This is a genomic window from Halobacillus sp. ABH2_015 (assembly GCF_056158945.1).
Genome location: NZ_JBSWUG010000002.1, coordinates 898,667 through 918,936, shown reverse-complemented (window position 1 = coordinate 918,936; position 20,270 = coordinate 898,667). Strand labels below are relative to the sequence as shown.

General features: G+C 48.7%; 25 protein-coding genes. 10 read left to right on the top strand and 15 right to left on the bottom strand.

The genetic code is table 11. The annotated features are described in order from the left end of the window. Nucleotides 1–17: 17 nt before the first annotated feature. On the bottom strand, nt 18–1,259 hold the full coding sequence (fabF, locus tag ACXAD6_RS04720) for a beta-ketoacyl-ACP synthase II (protein WP_474967856.1): 1,242 nt from the start codon (nt 1,257–1,259) through the stop codon (nt 18–20). A 16-nt stretch (nt 1,260–1,275) separates the two neighbouring features. Continuing rightward, nucleotides 1,276–2,214 carry a beta-ketoacyl-ACP synthase III gene (locus tag ACXAD6_RS04715; RefSeq protein ID WP_474967855.1) on the bottom strand — a complete coding sequence of 313 codons (939 nt, stop codon included), beginning with the start codon at nt 2,212–2,214 and terminating at the stop codon, nt 1,276–1,278. Nucleotides 2,215–2,414: 200 nt separating this feature from the next. On the opposite strand from ACXAD6_RS04715, the gene ACXAD6_RS04710 reads away from it, so the two are divergent. Next, nucleotides 2,415–2,594, top strand: a complete 180-nt coding sequence (locus ACXAD6_RS04710) for a hypothetical protein (RefSeq protein WP_474967854.1) — start codon at nt 2,415–2,417, stop codon at nt 2,592–2,594. 41 nt (nt 2,595–2,635) lie between these two features. Here ACXAD6_RS04710 and ACXAD6_RS04705 read toward each other — a convergent pair whose 3' ends face one another. Together ACXAD6_RS04705 and ACXAD6_RS04700 are read right to left on the bottom strand one after the other, a co-directional pair. Continuing rightward, a complete protein-coding gene (locus ACXAD6_RS04705) occupies nt 2,636–3,583 on the bottom strand; it encodes a BMP family ABC transporter substrate-binding protein (protein WP_474967853.1) in 948 nt (315 codons plus the stop codon). Between the two features lie 88 nt (nt 3,584–3,671). Next, entirely contained in the window at nt 3,672–4,184 is a 513-nt protein-coding gene (locus tag ACXAD6_RS04700) for a hypothetical protein (RefSeq protein ID WP_474967852.1), read from the bottom strand. A 131-nt stretch (nt 4,185–4,315) separates the two neighbouring features. On the opposite strand from ACXAD6_RS04700, the gene ACXAD6_RS04695 reads away from it, so the two are divergent. After that, nucleotides 4,316–4,489, top strand: a complete 174-nt coding sequence (locus ACXAD6_RS04695; RefSeq protein ID WP_084162939.1) for a DUF2929 family protein — start codon at nt 4,316–4,318, stop codon at nt 4,487–4,489. Between the two features lie 144 nt (nt 4,490–4,633). Then, a complete protein-coding gene (locus ACXAD6_RS04690; protein WP_474967851.1) occupies nt 4,634–5,446 on the top strand; it encodes an undecaprenyl-diphosphate phosphatase in 813 nt (270 codons plus the stop codon). Nucleotides 5,447–5,554: 108 nt separating this feature from the next. On the opposite strand, the gene moaD is transcribed toward ACXAD6_RS04690, so the two are convergent. The 5 genes from moaD to ACXAD6_RS04665 form a co-directional block, all read right to left on the bottom strand. After that, nucleotides 5,555–5,788: a molybdopterin converting factor subunit 1 gene (gene moaD / locus ACXAD6_RS04685; protein WP_474967850.1), complete on the bottom strand. Its 234-nt coding sequence runs from the start codon at nt 5,786–5,788 to the stop codon at nt 5,555–5,557. Continuing rightward, nucleotides 5,785–6,246, bottom strand: a complete 462-nt coding sequence (locus ACXAD6_RS04680; RefSeq protein WP_474967849.1) for a molybdenum cofactor biosynthesis protein MoaE — start codon at nt 6,244–6,246, stop codon at nt 5,785–5,787. The genes moaD and ACXAD6_RS04680 overlap by 4 nt, the downstream gene beginning before the upstream one ends. Then, on the bottom strand, nt 6,236–6,766 hold the full coding sequence (mobB, locus tag ACXAD6_RS04675) for a molybdopterin-guanine dinucleotide biosynthesis protein B (protein ID WP_474967848.1): 531 nt from the start codon (nt 6,764–6,766) through the stop codon (nt 6,236–6,238). Before mobB ends, ACXAD6_RS04680 begins: the two co-directional genes overlap by 11 nt. 120 nt (nt 6,767–6,886) lie before the next feature. Further along, nucleotides 6,887–7,171 carry a metal-sulfur cluster assembly factor gene (locus ACXAD6_RS04670; protein WP_035531397.1) on the bottom strand — a complete coding sequence of 95 codons (285 nt, stop codon included), beginning with the start codon at nt 7,169–7,171 and terminating at the stop codon, nt 6,887–6,889. Nucleotides 7,172–7,274: 103 nt separating this feature from the next. Beyond that, nucleotides 7,275–8,039 carry an alpha/beta fold hydrolase gene (locus ACXAD6_RS04665; RefSeq protein WP_474909131.1) on the bottom strand — a complete coding sequence of 255 codons (765 nt, stop codon included), beginning with the start codon at nt 8,037–8,039 and terminating at the stop codon, nt 7,275–7,277. A 179-nt stretch (nt 8,040–8,218) separates the two neighbouring features. Between ACXAD6_RS04665 and ACXAD6_RS04660 the strand changes: the two genes are divergently transcribed. From ACXAD6_RS04660 to ACXAD6_RS04645, 4 genes are all read left to right on the top strand, one after another. Beyond that, nucleotides 8,219–9,037: a Cof-type HAD-IIB family hydrolase gene (locus tag ACXAD6_RS04660; protein ID WP_474909132.1), complete on the top strand. Its 819-nt coding sequence runs from the start codon at nt 8,219–8,221 to the stop codon at nt 9,035–9,037. Between the two features lie 95 nt (nt 9,038–9,132). Then, the gene (locus ACXAD6_RS04655; protein ID WP_474909133.1) at nt 9,133–9,279 is read left to right on the top strand and encodes a hypothetical protein; all 147 of its coding nucleotides are present in this window, start codon (nt 9,133–9,135) and stop codon (nt 9,277–9,279) included. A gap of 2 nt (nt 9,280–9,281) precedes the next feature. Beyond that, the gene (locus tag ACXAD6_RS04650) at nt 9,282–9,488 is read left to right on the top strand and encodes a DUF3813 family protein (RefSeq protein ID WP_027953513.1); all 207 of its coding nucleotides are present in this window, start codon (nt 9,282–9,284) and stop codon (nt 9,486–9,488) included. Between the two features lie 688 nt (nt 9,489–10,176). Beyond that, complete coding sequence (locus ACXAD6_RS04645; protein WP_474967847.1) at nt 10,177–10,725, top strand: DUF6944 family repetitive protein; 549 nt, start codon at nt 10,177–10,179, stop codon at nt 10,723–10,725. Here ACXAD6_RS04645 and ACXAD6_RS04640 read toward each other — a convergent pair. Then, the gene (locus ACXAD6_RS04640; protein WP_474967846.1) at nt 10,718–11,143 is read right to left on the bottom strand and encodes a hypothetical protein; all 426 of its coding nucleotides are present in this window, start codon (nt 11,141–11,143) and stop codon (nt 10,718–10,720) included. The genes ACXAD6_RS04645 and ACXAD6_RS04640 overlap by 8 nt on opposite strands. 15 nt (nt 11,144–11,158) lie before the next feature. Next, nucleotides 11,159–11,986: a DUF2785 domain-containing protein gene (locus ACXAD6_RS04635; RefSeq protein ID WP_474967845.1), complete on the bottom strand. Its 828-nt coding sequence runs from the start codon at nt 11,984–11,986 to the stop codon at nt 11,159–11,161. Nucleotides 11,987–12,120: 134 nt separating this feature from the next. Here ACXAD6_RS04635 and ACXAD6_RS04630 point away from each other — a divergent pair, with 134 nt between their 5' ends. Beyond that, complete coding sequence (locus ACXAD6_RS04630) at nt 12,121–12,384, top strand: NifU N-terminal domain-containing protein (RefSeq protein ID WP_027953509.1); 264 nt, start codon at nt 12,121–12,123, stop codon at nt 12,382–12,384. 38 nt (nt 12,385–12,422) lie between these two features. On the opposite strand, the gene ACXAD6_RS04625 is transcribed toward ACXAD6_RS04630, so the two are convergent. Beyond that, entirely contained in the window at nt 12,423–13,337 is a 915-nt protein-coding gene (locus ACXAD6_RS04625) for a BsuPI-related putative proteinase inhibitor (protein ID WP_474967844.1), read from the bottom strand. 61 nt (nt 13,338–13,398) lie between these two features. Further along, on the bottom strand, nt 13,399–14,247 hold the full coding sequence (locus ACXAD6_RS04620) for a YitT family protein (RefSeq protein WP_474967843.1): 849 nt from the start codon (nt 14,245–14,247) through the stop codon (nt 13,399–13,401). Between the two features lie 178 nt (nt 14,248–14,425). On the opposite strand from ACXAD6_RS04620, the gene ACXAD6_RS04615 reads away from it, so the two are divergent. Continuing rightward, nucleotides 14,426–15,286 (top strand): DegV family protein, encoded by an 861-nt coding sequence (locus ACXAD6_RS04615; RefSeq protein ID WP_474967842.1) that lies wholly within the window; start codon nt 14,426–14,428, stop codon nt 15,284–15,286. A 619-nt stretch (nt 15,287–15,905) separates the two neighbouring features. Continuing rightward, on the top strand, nt 15,906–16,760 hold the full coding sequence (locus ACXAD6_RS04610; RefSeq protein ID WP_474967841.1) for a DUF4349 domain-containing protein: 855 nt from the start codon (nt 15,906–15,908) through the stop codon (nt 16,758–16,760). Between the two features lie 48 nt (nt 16,761–16,808). On the opposite strand, the gene ACXAD6_RS04605 is transcribed toward ACXAD6_RS04610, so the two are convergent. Both ACXAD6_RS04605 and asnB read right to left on the bottom strand, forming a co-directional pair. After that, nucleotides 16,809–18,200: an alpha-amylase family glycosyl hydrolase gene (locus ACXAD6_RS04605; RefSeq protein WP_474967840.1), complete on the bottom strand. Its 1,392-nt coding sequence runs from the start codon at nt 18,198–18,200 to the stop codon at nt 16,809–16,811. Between the two features lie 162 nt (nt 18,201–18,362). Further along, nucleotides 18,363–20,204 (bottom strand): asparagine synthase (glutamine-hydrolyzing), encoded by a 1,842-nt coding sequence (gene asnB, locus ACXAD6_RS04600; protein ID WP_474967839.1) that lies wholly within the window; start codon nt 20,202–20,204, stop codon nt 18,363–18,365. Nucleotides 20,205–20,270 lie beyond the last annotated feature (66 nt).

The window sequence follows — 20,270 nt, the reverse complement described above, 5'->3', positions numbered from 1 at the left end:
CACCGGACTCTTTTTTATTAATCCTGATATTTTTGGAAGATCAGACTGACGTTATGTCCGCCGAAACCGAGGGAATTACTCATCACCGTGTTCACGTCCTGGTGACGGGCTTCGTTCGGTACATAATCCAGATCACATTCCGGATCCGGTGTTTCATAATTAATCGTTGGAGGCAGAATGCCATCATTGATCGCTTTCAATGAAATAACCGCCTCAACGGCACCAGCGGCTCCCAGCAGGTGACCGGTCATCGATTTTGTAGAAGAAATCGCCAGTTTTCCGGCATAATCCTGGAATACGGTCTTCGCCGCATGGGTTTCAAATTTATCATTCAGTTCTGTAGATGTTCCATGAGCGTTCAAATAATCGATATTCTCTGGTTTCAGGCCGGCATCACCGATGGCTTGAAGCATAGCTCTTGATGCGCCTTCGCCTTCCGGGGCTGGAGACGTAATGTGATACGCATCTCCTGTCGAGCCGTAACCTGTGATTTCGCCGTAGATTTTCGCTCCGCGTTTTTTCGCAGATTCCAATGTCTCAAGAATGAGAATCCCGGCACCTTCACCCATAACAAAACCGTCACGGTTCTGGTCAAACGGGCGGCTTGCTGTTTGTGGATCTTCATTTAAGGACAGTGCACGGGCGGATGCGAACCCTGCGAAGGACATTTTGTTCATTGGTGCTTCCGTACCACCCGCAATCATAATGTCCGCGTCTCCACGCTGGATGACCTTGTAGGCATCTCCAATCGAGTTGGCACCTGAAGAACAGGCCGTTACCGTACAGGAGTTGATCCCTTTCGCACCGAGAGAAATCGACACCTGTCCCGCAGCCATATCCGGAATCATCATCGGGATGAAGAATGGACTGACACGACGGTATCCTTTCTGCTGGAAAGTCTCAAACTGGGACTCATACGTTCCCATGCCTCCGATACCGGATCCGATCCACACACCGGTACGCGGCGCAATTTCTTCTGTGATTTCAAGGCCGGCATCTTCGACGGCCATATGAGAAGCAGCCATGGCGTATTGAACAAATGGATCCATACGGCGCGCATCTTTACGATCCACCCACTTGGAAGGGTCGAAATCCTTCAATTCCGCAGCGACATGCACCGGGTAATCGTCTTTATTTACTTTTGTGATTTCTCCGATACCGGAAACGCCGTTTTTTATACTGTTCCACATATCTTCCACTGTATTACCGACAGGAGTTACGGCTCCCATTCCAGTAATGACGACACGTTGTTTATCCATGAAAATTCCTCCTTGGTTACTTACCCCATCGAAGAGCTACGGCGCCCCATGTGAGACCACCGCCGAATCCGACAAGAACTACTAGATCATTATCTTTAATTTTACCTGCCTTCACGTCCTCTGACAAAGCGATCGGAATTGAAGCAGAAGAGGTATTTCCATAACGTTTAACGGCTGTAGACATTTTCTCTTCTGGTATCCCAAGACGCTGGCGGGCCGCTTCCATAATACGAATGTTGGCCTGGTGAGGCACCAGGTAATCGACATCCTGTTCACTTAAGCCGATCTTTTTAACCACGTTCACGGATGATTCCGGCATTTGACGAACTGCGAACTTGAATACTTCCCGACCATTCATCTGAAGTTTTGCCTCGGGTTTCTGATATAGATGCTGGCCGCCTGATCCGTCAGAGCCAAGCTCAAAGGAAAGAATCCCCTTGTCCTCACTGACAGGACCGATCACAGCTGCACCCGCGCCGTCCCCGAAAAGAACACACGTATTACGATCGCTCCAGTCCGTAATTTTAGACAGTTTCTCAACACCGACAACGAGTACATTCTGATAAGCGTTTGATTCAATGAATTGTTTCGCTGTTATGACACCGTACATGAACCCTGCACAGGCCGCACTCAAATCCATAGCGGCCACTTTTCTCGCTCCAAGCTTTTCCTGAAGAACGGTGGCGACCGAAGGGAAAGGCGTGTCAGGAGTGACGGTGGCTACAAGGATCATATCAATGTCCTGAATGTCCAGACCAGCATCCTTCAAAGCTTCCTGAGAGGCGCGGACAGCAAGGTCAGAAGTGTCCATATCATCGGAAGCGATGCGGCGCTCTTCAATTCCTGTCCGCGTCCGGATCCATTCATCACTTGTATCTACTATTTTCTCCATATCTTTGTTGGTCAATACTTTTTCAGGCGTGTAGTGTCCTATTCCTAAGAATCCTGCCTTCATATGTTCATCCCCTTAAAGGTAATATCTAATATCAATTCTTATGACTTGGTACTAATTCTAATTCATACAGAACATTTCTGCAAGCACACCGCCATCTCCTCCCCTTTTCAAAAAATCATGATATTTCCAACCGTATTAAAAAGCCGCCCACATGGCCGGCGTTCCTGCTCATATTGTAGAAATAAGGAGGTGTATCATGAATGACCAAGCGTAAATCATCCCCGTTTGATGATTTCTGGGGATTCAACAATAAAGATAACAAGGAAGATAAGGAAAAGGAGTCTTCCCTCCACTTCCCTGACTTATTTCAGGAAGCTTCGAAAACATGGAAATCCATTTCTCCAATGATGAAGCCGTTTATGGATAAATTTAAGAAATGAACGAAAAAAGACTTTGAAGGCAGATGCCTCAAAGTCTTTTTTCACTGCGGGAGCGTGCCCGTTTCCTTATAGTTTTCCACTTCCGCTTCCAGATTCTCCTGGAATTCTTCCGGAACGACAGGACTGAATTCCCCCATCGTAATCGCTCCTTCACTGAAATCAAAGGTAAGTGCTTCTCCGGGAAGGTCTCCGTTGAAATAACGTTCCATAGCCAATTTGTATACTTCATCAACGTTTTGAACCGTGCTCGTCAAAACCGTTTGAGCAGCAATGGAGGACTGGTCTTCCAAGTAACCGACTGCAAGACGGCCATCATCCCTCGCCTGTTCGATAATGGGCACCGCAAACAAATCACCCGCCGGATAAAAAACGTCAGCTCCCTTGTCCCTCATTCTTTCATACTGCATAAGAGCAAGTTCAGTGTTTTCCCAGCTGTTCAAAAGAGCCACATCGACGTCAGCCTCCGGATTCTGATATTTCACACCCTCATAAAATCCTTCCACCTCGGGCTGCCATTCAAAAGCACCGATCAAACCAACTTGATCCGCCTTCGTCATTTCACCGGCGACCATGCCTCCGAAAAACCCCATCGCCCTTGCATCAAAGTTCAGGCTCGTTACGTTTTCTGCGGCAAACTGCCCGTTAAAGTATATGAAATCAATCTCAGGATACGCTTGATGCAGTTCACGAAAGTAACTGCCATAGATATTGCTGTGTCCGAAAATCACCTCGGCTCCCTGCTGAACAAGCGCTTCCACAGCTTCCGCCGATTGCTGGTAGCTGCGGATTTCTTCTTTATAATAGATATCCACCCCATACTCTTCCTGAATTGCCTGCAGCCCCCGGTACCCCTGCTGTCCCCAGGATTGATCGTCAATCGAAGTTTCCACGAGAAGGCCGACATCGACGTCTTTTTCATATCCAGGGAACCATTGGCAGCCAGCTAGAAAAACAATCAGAAGCAGAATCATGATGACTCGATTTTTCAACGGTATGCACTCCTAAACCCCTGCGGCTAGTCTATCCCTATATTCTACATCTTTTTCAAAGAGAACGCTATGCCGCGGGGGCAGGGGGTCAACAAAGGAGCTGCCAGCTGTGAAAGACGGCTTCGATCCGCTGTTCCATCAATTCCTCATCTACGACATGGCCGGAAAGCTGAAAAGGCTGATTGCCTAAAAGGCTCTTGGATAAGTCGTTCAAGAAGTCTCCGATATACACCGCTTCTTTCTTCTTGATCCATGATTTCAACTGCTCCGTGTCCTGAATACCAAACCGCTGAAGATCCATCCATTCACCATACAGGGGGGGAAGTTTCACCCAGAGCGTTTCTCCGTTTTTCCGGACAAGGAGGTGATGATCGACATATTCCACAGAGGCTTCCTTCTCTGTCCCCTGCACGTGGTTTTCTTTATCTTCCCTTTGGAAAAAGTGCTGAAAATTACTATTCCGGCCGACATACATATATAAGAAATCACTCTGATTCGTTTCAATAGGATCGATCCCGATCACTTCCACGCCTTCCTGAAGAAGATAGGATGTGATATGAAATCCAATCCAGTGAAAGCACGGCTGGACGGTTACAAGCATAGAAAATCACTCCTTCTTTATCTTCCTACATCCTATTCCACCTGATGTCTTTTCATGAAGCGATTTCATATTTCTTTTTTTTCGACATTCTGCTACTATAGAAATAGATTGCGTAAATGAGGTGAGTAACGATGCGGATGATATGGACAATTCTATGGGCTTTTGTATTAAGTTTTATGTCAGCGTATGTGATCAGCAACATGGCCGGAGGCAGTTTCGCTTTCAGCCAGGTGATTGTGATGACCATTCTTTTCACATTAGCCGCTGTTGTACTTGGGGACGGTCTGATCAAGGACGAAGCTTGAGCCAAAACGCTGCTATCTTCGGATGGCAGCGTTTTTATGTGTCTGAAGAGCTGAGGATATGAATAAATAGACCGATTGTACATAAAAATCAATCAACGATATAGTGGATAAAGCTATGGTTGATCTGGGTAGGAGGAGAAAAACATGGAAGAAATATGGCTGATTATTAAATACTTATTTCTCGGGATATTCCAGGGGTTTACCGAACCCATCCCGATTTCATCAAGCGGACACCTCGTTATCGTACAGGAGCTGCTCGGTTTAAACCTGAAGGGGCTCACCTTTGAGGTTCTCGTAAACTTCGGCTCTCTTGTCGCCGTCCTCATTATTTACAGAGAAGATCTGATCCGTTTGTTCAGAAACGGCATCGGCTACATCATGACAAGAGACAGCCGGCAGAAAGATGATTTTGATTTCGTCCTGTATTTGTTTATCGGAACCATTCCTGCAGGTGTTCTCGGCGTTTTACTTGGAGATGCGATTGAAACCTTATCCAGTGTTCAGACGGTTGGAATCACACTGATCATTACAGGAATCGCCTTATGGCTCATCCGTAACATGAAAGGCAGAAAAGGCGACGGGCAGATGACATGGAAGGATGCGCTCATCGTTGGTATGGGACAGGCGGTTGCCTTGATCCCCGGTATCAGCCGGTCAGGAGCGACCATTGTTGCGGCTATGTTCCTTGGCATGAAACAGGAAACCGCGCTGCGCTTTTCTTTTCTTCTGTTCATCCCTGTCAGCTTAGGGACGATGCTTCTTTCGATGGATGATGTCATTGCGGATGCCGGCGGTTCTACAGGTACGTGGATTGCCTATGTTGTCGCCTTTGCCGGTTCGGTAGTCGCTTCCTATTACTCCCTTCGCTGGTTCATGAACATTATGGAGCGGGGAAACTTAAAATACTTCGCTTTCTACTGCTTCATCGTCGGCGGACTTGTCGTTTTATTCTTATAAGTGTAAAAGAGGCGTTTCACACAGATGTGAAACGCCTCTTTATTTTGTAGAAATGGTCAACGTCTTCAGGAGCTCTCGTTCCCCTCCTCTCAAATGGAGGGGCGGTTTTCAACCTCCACTGACAGGAGGCAGAAAGGCAATCGTGTCGCCTTCTTCAATTTTATGTTCCCGGCCGGCGAACTCTTCATTGACCGCGACCATACTTGTTTGAAGCTGGTCACTTGGGCAGACTTCAAAGACCTTCTTTTTCACTTCCTCTACCGTCAAGCCGGCAAGATCCATATCAACGTTTTCCGTACCGGCGGCTTCTTTCAAACCGGCAAAAAACAACAGCTGATTCATCGGCTTTCCTCCTTCGTCGGCACTCCAGGTTTGGTTTCCTTCTGATTCCCGATCCACTCTTCGCCATCTTCCCAATGTTCTTTCTTCCAAATCGGAACAATTTCCTTGATCCGTTCGATGGCATACCGGCTTGCCGCATAGGACGCGTCCCTGTGCGGGGTGGAAACAGCAATCACAACAGCGATATCCGTGATATCCAGGCGGCCTGTGCGGTGGGCCATCACCGTTGTTGTGCCCGGCCACTGCTGTTCTATCTCGTCAGCAATCTGCTGAAGCTTCTTTTCTGCCATGGATGGGTACGCCTCATAGTGTAAATGCAGTGTTCTTTTCCCTTTTGTAAACTCACGGACCGTACCTATGAACGTGTTGATTGCCCCTGCATCCCTTCGCGTCACCATGGCAATAATATCACCGGGAGACAAAGGTTCATCGGTCACCCATACTTGTTTACTGTTCACGTCTCTCCTCCCCTTTCGCCAGACGATAGACCTCCGACAGACGCTTTCTCCAGTCTTTCAGTGCTATCACTGGAAAAGGAACATCCACGGTCACCGCTTCATTCCATGTAATGACCAGCTGGATATTGTGCAGCTGATCGAGAAGTTTTAGATCTTCTTCCCTTTTTATGATGACAGCTTTCGGGTAGGCTTCGTTCTTATACCCTTCCACAGCAATTAAATCCGGATCAAACTGGCGGTATAAAAAAATAAGCTTGTCGAGCGTATAGACCTCTTGATGGGACAACTCAAGCTGAAAACGTCCGGAACTGTCGACCCCTGTCATAAAGGCACCCGCCTCATGAAGGCGGCAGCTGTCTGTTTCATGATGCATTACCTTCAATGGTTCTTCATGGGTGTGACGCTTGATGGCGGCAGTTTTTTCTCCACGCTCTGCTCCGAATGCAATCAAATCGGAGAGCAGGGATGTTTTTCCGCTGTTTTTATACCCGACGATTTGGAAAACCGGGGCTTCATTCATGTCGTTCCCTCCCTCTCGTATTCACGAGCAGGCACGGCAGGCTTTCCCTACCCCAACCCAAATGCTTCACTTATGTAAAAAACCCTGCCGCATTTCATACGGCAGGGGCCTCACCTTTCATCAATCCGGAATTCCAAGAGCGATTTTCGCATAACGGCTCATGCGGTCCTTCGTCCAAGGTGGATTCCAAACAATGTTTACGGTAATCTCATTCAATTCAGGCAGATCAGCAAGTGCGCGCTTAACGTCCTGCTCAATGTGTCCTGCGAGCGGGCAGCCCATGGCAGTCAAGGTCATTGTCACCTTTGTGTCTCCGTTGTCTTCTATATCAACACCATAGACAAGACCGAGGTTGACAATATCAATGCCGAGTTCCGGGTCAATGACATTCTCAAGGGCGCCCATTGCGTTTTCTTCCAATGCAGTTGTACTCACTTAAGTTCCCCCTTTACAGTATTTCAAACTCTATTATAAACAAAATATTGGAGATAATAAAATAATCCCGCTGTTACAGCACAAGTTCCAGCCAATTGACCATTTCAACCATTCCGAACCGGCTCACTTTATGGTCCCGTCCCACTTCTCTCAGGAAACGGATATTTTCTGGATTTTTATACTGTTTGATCGCTTCATTATAGAAGTCGTACGAGTGCTCAAACGGCACAACTGGATCGGCATCCCCGTGCCAGAAGAACAGCGGCCGTCCAAACAGCTTATCCATCTGTCTGGAAAGGTCGATGCCTGCCAGGGAATCATACATCTCATCCAGATCCTCCTGACTTAGAGGCACATGAAGACCTGCCTTCTCCGCTCCTTTGATGGTACGCTCTGCAAAATCCACAATTTTCGGTGACCCCATCATGACTGCTGACGCCTGGATCCATGGATACATCGTCAAAGCTGCGCTTGTCGTGATTCCACCCATGGATGTGCCTCCTACGCCGATACGACGGTCAAGAATCAGATCAAGGCGGTCAAGTTCATCCTTCAGATCCTGCAGATCCTTCAGGTTTTGATACACGATGTCCCAGAACTTCATATCCAGTTCCTTTTTTGAAAGGTCCTCTTCCCGCTCTCCGTGAAAGGCGCTGTCCGGCAGAACTACACGGAAGCCTTTCTGCGCGAGCATATAAGCCTGTGGAAGATTGTGCTCCTTTGCACTTGTGAAGCCGTGAAAATAAATGAATACAGGGAGCGGCTGGTCCTGTTTTTCTGTATCTACAATGGTAAGTGCTGGTACGTTTTTGTATGAATTACGGTATATCCCTATCATTGCGGCTGGTTCCTTTCTGATAATCTTTACTTGGCCTTAAGGCATGTTTAATAAAAACGGTCTATAATTTATCGTAACACTGCGGTTCTTGATTGGAAAGTGTTAGGTCATCAAGGAGGATATTCTTTACAATCCATTACCTGACCGATAAACTATACATACAAAATGAGGTGAATAGTATGAAACAGCATTTAATTGCATTGGATTTAGACGGTACTCTTTTGACTGACGAGAAAAAAATCAGTGAAAAAACGAAGGGCATCGTTCAAAAGGCCATGGATCAGGGGCACATCGTTGTCATCGCTACAGGCCGTCCACACAGAGCAAGCATCGATTTCTACCATGAACTTGGACTGGAAACACCGATGGTCAATTTCAACGGGGCCCTGATTCACCATCCTTCCGACCACCGCTGGGATGCGATCCATTCTCCTTTAGGGATCCGCACCGCACATAAAATCATTCATACCTGCCAGGAACTGGGCGTCAAAAACATCCTGGCGGAAGTGAAGGATCAAGTATACCTTGACCAATATGACGAAGATATTATGAGTATTTTCCAGACGAAAAATGATCCGATTACGGTCGGGCGTCTGCAGGCCAACTTGAAAGATGACCCGACTTCCATTCTCATTCATCCGGAAGAGGAAAAAATTAAAGCGATCCGTGCGGAACTGGATGAACACGCTGCGCTGATCGACCACCGCAAATGGGGCGCTCCCTATCACGTAATCGAAATCGTAAGGGCAGGGCTGAACAAGGCGGTCGGCCTGGATAAGATCTCCCGCTATTTCCACATTCCGCAGGACCGGATTATCGCATTTGGTGATGAGGATAATGATCTTGAAATGATCGACTATGCCGGAGTAGGCGTTGCTATGGGGAATGCGATCAACGAATTGAAGGACGTCGCCAATCACATCACCGGCACGAACGAAGAAGACGGCATCGGGGCGTTTCTTGATCAGTACTTGAGCCTCAATAAACGGGCGATCTAAAGGAAATGGTTTCCTCGGTTAAAACCACTGCTCTCTGCCATACTAAGCTTGAACGTGAAAGCGTTCAGGCTTTTTTATGACAGGAGGGTCTTGTCATGGAGCAGCGTAAGCAGGACAGCCGCAAAGACAACAGCCGGGTGGAAGTGCAGACATTTGACGAAAGCATCATGGAGCCGAAAAGGCTGACAGATGCAGATCGTAAACAAATGGAAAGCGACCGGCATACAGTAGGAGGGTTTTAACCATGGAGAAAAACCTTTTTGAAAATGCGCGCGATGCAGTCAACCGTTTCACCCAGCGTGGCGGAAGACATGATGCTACGAGCCAGCAGGATATGGAGGCGGCCAGACAAGCGATCCAATCTGCCTATAGCCAATGTTCACAACAGGAGAAACAACAGCTACAGCAGTTGGAGCAGCAGATGGAAGCCCATCATAACAACCTGCAGTAATTTTTTTATTCAGACCGGATTGATTTCCGTCTGTAAGGGGTATAACAGAAGTGCCCCCCTAATGATTTTCATAAAAAAGAAAAACACCCGTCCTGCGGGTGTTTTTCTCAGCTTGTAGAGAAACCTCTGTTTCTTTACAAGCTTTTTTCTTACCGCCAGGAGCGAAAGCCCCTTGGGAGTTCTTTAACATCGAACAAGACTCTCCTTCACCCCGCTCACCTTTGCTGGATGGAGGAGAGTCTTTTTTATATTCCGGCAGGCAGCCGTATCAGCGGCTGTTCCTTCCCTTTTTCTTTTCCACGTAAGCGGCCATAGTGCAGCCCGTGCCGTTCGCTTGAATCTGCGAACCTGCGTAAGGCACAATCTCTCTCCTCTATATTCTAACGTCGGCACGAGAAGCGTTCGGTGGTGACGCCTGCGGGAAGAGCACGGGCCGAAGATCCACTTGGTCCAATGGGTTTCTTGACCAAGTCAGCGGAGTCCGTGCCCGCGGCAGGCATCCACCGATAAGCGGAACGTGTCCCCCCAACACGACGTGCGGAGAACTCTGACTGGATAACACAGGCTTTTTCTTCGGACTGCCGATGAATTCCGGCAGTCCTTTTCTTTGGGTTCCAAAAACTTCTGCACTTTTCCTGAAACCCCTCTCCCCCACCTGTATACAATAGCTGTAAGGAGGCGGAGAGAAATGGAACAGGATCAGACTTTCGGTTTATGGGTGACCGCTGCAGGGACAATCGCCTCGGCTGTGAGCATAACCATTGATAATGACGACCTCGATCTCATCGGGAATGTTCTGCAAGCATCCGGAAACGGGCTTGCTGCCAATGAAGACGGAACCTTTACACTCCTTACAGCCGGAAGCTTGATCCAGGCCTCGGGAAATACAGTCATCGTTTACAGCCTGCTCGCGGATCTGCCGGAAAACGAGGCGTTGTCCCTGGTCATCCAAGGAAATCTTTTACAGGCGCTCGGGGGAACCATCGCCTTTTCCGAAACTTTGAAAGGCCCCTCCAGTCGTTTTTCCGTCTATACTTTGAACGGCCAGCTGATGGAAGTCATCGGAAATTCCATGCAGGCCGTCGGGTCAGGAAAAGAACGGCGCGGGGAGGAAGACCCGTCCCTCAACCTGATCGGCAGCTGGATCCAGGCCGGGGGAGCCGTTTTGTCCGCCCTGGCCGCTGAGGCAGCCCGCATTCACGAAAAAAAGACGGGGAAGACCCCGCCTTTTACGTAAAACGATCATAGGATTTTTTCAAGGTCACGGCATAAAGGACATGACCGAACAGCCAGAAGAGAACGGCGGATCCATCTGTTACCGGTGGCGTTTCCTTAAGTGCAAGGATGGTGAGCGGGACATAAGTCAAGGCGGCAGGCGCTGTCAAAAGAGCCGCTGCCCGCCAATGGTTCCGGGACGTACTTTGGACCCGGTACATAAACAGCCACGCATACACCAGACCGATGATCCAGGATATGATCATATGAAAAAACCACTCCATAAGAACCGGCCAGTCAATACTTCCGAACCACGGAATAAAGTCTACGTTCATCAACAGCGTATACACTTTATCCCCCGTAATCTTCTCGACGAACCACATGTACAGGCCAAGGACAATGCCAGATGTCGTTCCGATAAACAGTCCCCATCGAATCATAGGCTTCCTCCAGGTTTAATAGGCTTCCTGCTTCCTAAGTTCCCTCAGAAGATTTTCTAAAACCTGTCGAAGCTCCCGGTAATCCCCTTCAAGCATACGGAAATACATCGCTCTCATGAAATGCTTGCTGTTGTTGATAATGATGTCTTCCTTAGGGTCCTGCCACCCGTCTCTTATATAAAGCAGGGTCTCCAGCCATTCCATCCGCTCCACATGGTCAATTTTACGGAACATCATCAATACAGCGGTGACCATTCTTTCTTCTTCATCAAAAAGGTAAGGCTGGTCGATGAGAAACTGCTCCCGGATGACGGGAAGCATATGGAGAATCTCCTCACGGGTCATTTCCTCACAGGCGGCTGCACTGTAAATGGCATCCGCTGCATGAGCCATGGCGTGAGCCCATCCCTTCCCTTCCACATAACCCCTGTGATCTTTTTCCTGCTGCATGTATTTCTTCAAATGCTCCCACACCCGGTGGACCTCCTCTTCCTTCAGGAAAGGAGCTTCCCTGTGCTTCTGCATAATGGGCGGAATCAGCAAAACGGAAAAGCTCCGCTTGAATACAGCATCTTCCTCCTGCTTGGACGTACCGATTCTGTAAAACAAATAATTTTTATTTAAGACGGACTGAAGTATATTTTTCAACTGGTCATTCGAATAATGACCACGCTCAATAAACGTTGTAAAAACGGAGTGGATCAGGTTATCTCTCAACTCAGGATGTACCGTTCCGATTTTCTGAAGCATCATCGTCGTCAATTCCTGCAGGTTCTGCCCCTCTGGAAGAGCATAATCGTTCTCTTTAATCGGCTGCAGAACTTCAATTAGTTTCGTTTCCATCTCCCACACCTCCTCAAACATTGCTCTCATTGTACCACAGATATTCCCATCCCACGCCTGATAACGTTTAGGAGTTTTGATTACAGGATTTTTTTGATAGAATAGGAGCAGATGGAACAGAGGAGGATAATCATATGGCTATACAAGTACAGGAAACACCCAATCCGAATGCACGCAAGTTCACGACGGAATCCATGATCTTTCAGGGGGACGGCAGTGTGTCCGTTATGCCCGGGCAGACGAGTGAGCACAAAATCATGAACGATCTAATGGAGCTGGACGGTGTCGATAACGTATTCGGCTTCCAAAACTTCATCACTGTGAACAAGCTTCCACAGGGAGACTGGGATGAGCTGACACCGAAAGTGAAAAGCACACTGGAAGAATACGGGTATTAAAAAACAGCCCTGCCGTTCTAAACGGCAGGGCTGTTTTTTTATTCGGTCGTCTGTACCTGTTCAAGAGGAATATAGTTCAGATGAATCGGACGCCCGTCGTCTGAACTTTCCTCAAATAAAATCAGAGTGACCATGCCGTAATCCGGCATATCCTCCTTCGGGATGGAAATATTGATCTCAAAAGGAGACCAGGAAGGAGCTCCCTCTTTGACTTTTACTGGTGTTGGGGATACCTGTACGTTATGACCGTCTTCCACACTGTAAAGGAAAGATCCTTCAGAAACGCGGGCTTCCCCTTTTACGACATACGATCCGTTATCTCCTGACACCGTCACTTTACGGAAAGCTTCCCCTTTGCCGTATTCCGCCTCTTTCAATCCGGTCTCATCCGTCTTTGCTTCCTCTTCGGTTACAGCATCCTTCCCTTCAAGGGTGAATGACTGGGTCACTTCAAAAGGATTGGCATCCAGCGGCTGATCGTTGATCGTATCCACAAGGAACGTCATCGTTGCCTCGTAGTCTCCCGGCTCAATATCAGCCGGCCACGTTTCAGAAGCCTGCAGAAGGTCTCCTGCTTCGACTTCCTCGGTCGTTAAGCCCTGCGCAAACATCTGATCCGCGGAGTAGGTATACACCACTTCTCCTTCTTTGTCTTTCACCTGGATTTCATACTTCTGACTTGAGGTGAAGCCCAGAATGACCGGGTCCTCCCCCGTATTCTTCAAGGAAAACTGAAACGAAACTTCTCCGGAATCCACAACTACTTCCGCATCCATCACCATTTGTTCGATCAGGCCCTCCATATCAATTTCCGTCTGCTGATCCTCGGTTATCTCCTCGGATGCCGCTTCTTCGCTCTCCTCACCTTCCGCCTGTTTGACTTCCGATTGGTTCGAGCATCCTGCGGCAAATAAGAGCGCTATTCCGAAGATACCGGCTAGCACGTTTTTCATGACCCCCACTCCTCTTTATGCTATTTAATGTATTCGTCGTTTCAGAGGTGGAAAAGTTACATCATTGATCGTCTTTTCGGAAAAACCCGAAGATACCTGTCGTCTGAACGATGTTGGTAAAGGCTTTGGGATCCACATCCTGAATGATGTGCTGCAGGTCATAAAGCTCATAACGCGTAATGACCATGACGAGCATGTTTTTATCCTGCTGTGTAAACGCCCCGCGGGCAGGAAGTGTCGTAATCCCACGGACCATGTGACCGTGGATGGCTTTTTCAAGATCGGCTGCCCTGGATGTAATGATCATCGCTGTCAGCTTCTCATGACGTGTATGGATCGCATCAATCACCCTTGTTGTAACATACAGCGTAAGGAGTGTATAAAGGGCGTTCTCCGGTTTGTAAAGCACTCCGGCAATCACGATGATGGCACTGTTAATGATCAAGAAATAAATGCCGATCGGGCGGTCCTTCATTCTCGACAGAATCATCGCGATAATATCGAGACCTCCCGTGGAAGCCCCCCATTTCAAGGTGATACCTACACCTGTACCACCAATCACGCCCCCGAACACCGCATTCAGGATGATGTCTTCGGAGAGCTGCATCACAGGGATGACCTCAAGAAAGAACGTCGTAAAAGCAACAGAAATGGCACTATAAACGGTAAATCCTCTTCCTACTTTCATCCATCCTAAAATGGCTACAGGGATATTAAGTATGAATAAGAGCAGCCCGGTACTGACCGGAATGCCGGCGAAATCATTCAAGATACTCGTTAACAGCTGGGCGACACCTGTAAAACCGCTCGCATAAACGTTGGCTTCAATTAAGAACAAGTTCAGTGAAATCGCGTTCAAAACCGCACCGAACAAAACAATCAGAATCCTTTTTATTTCTACTGTAAACACCGAAAAACCTCCTAACCTCTATCATCTATTCATTTTTATCACCCGATGTAGGTAAAATCAAGTTAAACTTGAGGAAAATACCCTGATTTTGTCGAACGATGGTTCACTTTTTATTTTGACTATCCACAGGATTGTGCCTACACTTAACATACAAACTCTATGACAGTAGGTGACGCAGATGAACGTGCAGATTATTTGTGACTCGGCCAGTGACTTGAGCCGGGACACTGTTGAAAAGTATGGGATTATCTCCCTCCCTTTAAAAGTGATTATGAAAGACGAGGAATATGTGGATGGGGAGACGATTACCCCGAAGGATGTATACGACCGTATGCGCCAGGGGGATGCACCGAAAACGGCGCAAGTCTCTGCGCAGACATTCAGAGAAACGTTTACGGATCTTGCCGAAAAGAACCAGCCTTTCATTTATTTCTCCTTCTCCTCCGAACTTTCCGGCACATACCAGACGGCAAAAATGGTCGAGCAGGAAATCAAGGAGGACTATCCGGAAGCCGTTTTTGAAGTGGTGGACACAAAGGCGGCCTCCCTCGGATGCGGTCTCATCGTTATGAGAGCGGCAGAAATCGCCCGTGAGGGAGCAGACCTTGAAACCGTTCTGGAAACAGGAACCTATCATGCAGAGCATATGGAGCACATCTTTACAGTCGATGACCTTGAATACCTTCAGCGCGGGGGCCGGGTGAGCCGGACAGCAGCTTTCGTCGGAGGACTGCTGAAAATCAAACCGCTTCTGCATATGGAGGGTGGAAAGCTGATCCCCCTTGAAAAAATTCGCGGATCCAAGAAAGTCATGAAGCGGATGCTTGAAGTCATGGAAGAGCGGGGGCATGATTTGAAAAACCAGCGTGTGGCCATCAGCCACGGAGACGATTTCGAAAGAGCCGGACAGCTGGCTGAAATGATCAAGGACCAGTTTGGAACATCCGATATTCACATCGATTATGTCGGTGCAACCATCGGCGCCCACTCAGGCCCGGGCACGATCGCTTTATTCTTCTTAAACGACACATATCAATAACTATTCCCTGAACGATGTAACCCTACTCCCTCTTTGCGCGTCTCATTTATAAAGACAGCCGGGGAGGCAGATGGGATTTACAGTTCCCTCCCCCTGTCCCACGCGATTGGGGGTTTTTCTTATAAAAAAAGCTCTGTTAAAGTCTGTTGTTGATATTTTAAACGATTACTAAATCGTCTCCGTCTGGAACCAGGGGTCCGGTCCGTTGTTTACTCAGAGCATGGGATGGCAGGGAAAACCGTCCGCTTTCCGCGGGGAACGATGAGCCTCCTCGGACTTCGGTTATGTCCTTTCTAACTCCCCTTCTTTGAAGAGGCGGCCTTGGGAATGGCGGGACTCCTGTGGGATGAAGGTACATCGTGAGACCCCGGAAGGCGCTGCCTGAGGAGGCTCACGGTACCCCGTGGAAAGGGAGTCATTCCCAAGGCCGCCTCCTACAAACCCCATGACAGAAAGGGGTGATCTGAGCTCACATGTTACATAACAACACCAAGCAATAACAGAGCCTATAAAAAAAGCAGCATCCACGTTTTTTCTTTTTTCATTACTTCTCTTCCTTTTTACTGGCTGTCAAACAGACAGGGAAGGCTCGGAATCCCACGAAAATGAAGATACAGCGGTGGAACAGGATCAGACGACCGAGCCTTCCGATTCCGGACTTCAAGCCGACAGGGAAAACGGCAAAGCTGAGGAAGAGAGCAGTATCGGAAAGTTGATGTTGTATGAAGCTGTCCTCACTCTTGAAACCGATGATTTTAACTCTTACCAAACAAACATGAACAAAAGCATGAAGCAGTATGATGCGTACATGGTCGAAACATCCATTCAAAAAACAGCCAGCGGCGGGCGTGAAGGACACATCACTCTGCGAGTACCGCAGCCGTCGTTCACTCCTCTTCTTGACGCCCTTGAGGCCGCGGCAGACGACGTGAAGTCGAGAAACATCAGCAGCCGTGATGTCACCAGACAGTATGTCGATCTGGAAGCCAGATTAAAGGCGAAGGAAGAAATTGAAGCCCGTCTCCTTGGATTTCTAGAAAAGGCCGGAGCCACTGAGGATTTGGTGCGTATCTCACAGGATCTGGAGCGGGTTCAGGGAGACATCGAGTCCTTGAAAGGTGAAATGAACTTCCTGGAAAACCAAAGCGAACATTCAACAATCACTTTGATGATCAAGGAAACAAACCTCTCTGTACCTGAAAGTGCGTCACTCCATACAGGAGAACGTATCAAACAGGCGTTTTTCCGTTCCTTGAACGGACTGCTCCTGGGCAGCGGTAGGACTCATTGGGTACGCTCCCTTTGTCGTTCCACTTCTGGTGGTCGGCGCATGGTTGATTCTCAGATATCGCAGACATTCCAGAAAAAACAAATAAAAAAAGCGTTCCAGCAAGCTGGAGCGCTTTTCATTCCCAGGCTGTCGAAAAAGTTGTCGACAGCCTTTTTTGTGGATTCGTTTCCCCATATGGTTTGAGCCCGTACCCGAGGCAGTCCCCGTCGATCAGTGGATCCACCAGAAGGTCTATGCTTTTTCAGACGAACGGCTTTTTCGGCTCAAGATGATAACCGCCACGGTAAACAGAAGCAGAACGCCCCCGACAAAGCCGATGAACAGCCAGTTATAGCCGCTGTTCTCTTCAATGATGAATACATCCGCCGTTTCCCTGTCCATAGCCAGGCGGTACGTCCCATCCGACTGTTCCCGTACCACTCCGTCCTGGAGAAGGCCGCGCAGCTGGAGGCCGCTGTCCAGGTGATCCAGCTCTGCTGTTTTCGTTTCTGCCGCATTGTTGATGGCAACAATCAGCGACTCTTCTTCGTCCCTGCGCTCGAAAACGATCAGCCCGTTGTCGTTATATAACTCTTCATATCCTCCCCGGGTCATCGCCGGGTATTGGTCCCGCATCGACGTTAATTTTTCAATCCGCTGCTTTAACTCCTCATTTCCGGCTTTCACATTGATCATCGGTACCGTTTCAGGGTCCCCTCCATCATCCAGCGGCGTTTCCGATCCGTAATACACAACAGGAACGCCTGGTGTTGTAAAAAGATAGGTAAGGCCGAGACGCCAGCGGGTAATGGGGTTCTGCCCGTTTTCAACCGCCTCATGTGTAAAGCGGCCGGTAAAAGGGCCGTCGAGCTGCTGGACACCGGTTGCCGATGATGCGATGCCTGCTACAGCACCCGGAGCTTCGAAGACGTTCCTGATCTGCTCAGGAAGATCCCCTGCCTCTTCCAGGCTGGTTGTATAAAGAACAGAATCCTTCTCCTCCATCATCTCTACACCCGTTTGTGATATAACGTGGAAGCCGTCTACTCCCGCTTCTTCCTCCCAGAACTCCATCGTTTCCTCCATGTAAGCAGCGGCTGCTTCCTTTTCCATGTTCAGCTGCGGAAGATCGTCAAGCCATGACAGAGGCGCATCTGTCACACCTTCCTTCAACCAGCTGCTTTTCGTATCGTCTTCGAGCCACGGATGTTCAGCAGCTGTGAACAAAGGAAGATCAAGCACCACTTTCAGGTCACGATCATGAGCTTCCTGGACGAACGCTCTCATTTCCTTCATCGTCCCGAGCTGTTCCTCGACAGCCTGGAAGTCTGTGACCCAGAAGCCATGAAATCCTCCAGGAGCATTGGCCATCACCGGGGACAGCTGGATTTTCGTAAAACCAAGTTCCTCTATGTAATCCAATTGGCTGGTCAGACCTGCAAGATCCCCGCCTTGATAAGCCTGCGGGTCTTCAATGTCCACTTGTTCATCGTTGCTGCGGTCGCTGTTGAAAAAGCGGTCCACCGCGATATAATACACACTCTCGTCCTGCCACCTGCGCTCTTCTCCTTCGACAGCTGTGGAAACCATGCTGTTTAAAAGGAAAAAAGAAAGAAGCAGAAGGATCCCTGCTGCCTTTTTCATATTCCGTCCTCCCTCGACCTGAAAAACACTCCTCTCTAAGGGTACCGCTTTCATAACTGCACCGTCAATCCTGTGTTTACGGAGAGAAGAATTGAAAATCCAGCGGCAGACCAAAAACCTGTGCGGTGTTTTTCAACACCGCACAGGTTTGGCTGCTCATCCCTAGAGCTGGACACGATATGTTCTGAACCAGTGATCGATCTGACAGAGGTGAGCAATCAGCTGCGGACCTGTCATCAGCTGACCGAACCACGGCGTATCCATCGACTTCCCTTCGCTTTCTTTCAGCTTTCTTACTTGATCACGATCAAACAATTGAAACAACGGAGCACGCTCATCGGTCAGAATATCATCCATCCACCGGCAGACAGCCCGGGTATAGTCAGGGTGGAAGGTTTTCGGATACGGATTCTTCTTCCGGAACAGCACCCGGTCAGGAAGGATGCCTCGCAGCGCCTGGCGGAGGAGTCCTTTTTCCTGATCGTTATGAAACTTCATGCTCCACGGCACATTCCACACATACTCCACCAGTCTGTGATCGCTGAAAGGAACGCGGACCTCGAGACTGGCTCCCATGCTCATCCGGTCTTTCCGCTCCAGCAGCGTCTGCATAAACCAGTTCATATTCAAATACGACATCTGTCTGTGCTTCTGCGCATCTTCACTTTCGCCATCAAGCAGCGGTGTCTCGGCGATGGTTTCGTTATAACGCTTCAGCATATACCATTCAACATCAATGTCGCCTTTTAAATCATCCCGGACCAGCCGGTTTCTTTCATCCAAGGACCGGATCCACGGGAAACCCTTCCGCTCTTTATCTTCTTTCCTGTAAAACCACGGGTAGCCTCCGAAGATTTCATCGGCGCATTCCCCCGACAATGCGACCGTCACATGTTTTTTTATTTCTTCACAAAACCAGAGAAGAGACGAGTCCACATCCGCCATACCTGGAAGATCGCGCAGCTCTACGGCCTGTTTCAACCGGTCCATCAAATCATCCGTAGCGGCTTCCATCACCGTATGGTCTGTCTGATGCTGCTGACTGACCAGCTGAATAAAAGCTTCATCCCGATCCGGCTGGAAGGCATTTTTCTTAAAAAAGCGGGCCTGGTCCTTATAATCAATGGAAAATGTCTGCAGCGTCCCCCTTTGATTCTGCTTATACATGTCGGCGGCCACTGCTGTGATGGCACTGGAATCCACACCGCCCGACAAAAAGGTGCCGAGCTTCACATCTGAAACGAGCTGCCGTGTGGAAGCATCCATAAAAAGCTCCCGGACTTTTTCCACCGTCTCATCAAATGTATGTTCATGCGGGGCACTCTTCACATTCCAGTACCGTTTCACGGCAAGCTTTCCTTTTTCAAAAAGAGCCCAGTGCCCCGGACGGATTTCCTGAATGTCCTTGAACACGCCCTGCCCCGGGGTACGGGAAGGTCCGAGCGATAAAAGTTCATGCACACCGGATCGGTCAAGGACAGGGTCCACTTCAGGATGAGCAAGAATAGCTTTCATTTCTGAAGCATAGAGCAGTCGATCCCCTTGATGACTGTAAAAGAGCGGCTTCACACCGAGACGGTCTCTGGCAAGAAACAACCGCTTCCGTTTCGTTTCCCATACGCTGAAAGCAAAAATGCCATTCAAATGGTCGACACAGTCTGGTCCCCACTCTATATAGCTGATGAGCAGCACTTCTGTGTCTGAATGGGAAGCGAAGCTCCATCCTTTCGATTTTAAGACCGCGCGGATGTCTTCTGTATTATAAAGTTCTCCGTTATAGCATAGAACAAACTGTTCATCCCTGGCGGTCCGGACCATCGGCTGCCTGCCTCCATCAGGATCGACAACAATCAAGCGTTGATGACCGAAGGCGGCAGATTCGTGTATCCATGTTTGATAATCATCCGGACCGCGGTGTCTGAGTGTATCCGCCATACGGTCCAGTATAGAAGCTTTCCCCTCTGTCCGGGAATCACTGTCCACCCAACCGACAATTCCACACATCCTGCTTCACCATCCTTTTTCTAACAGAAGTCTTTCGATAAAACATCCATGATGACTCACTATATG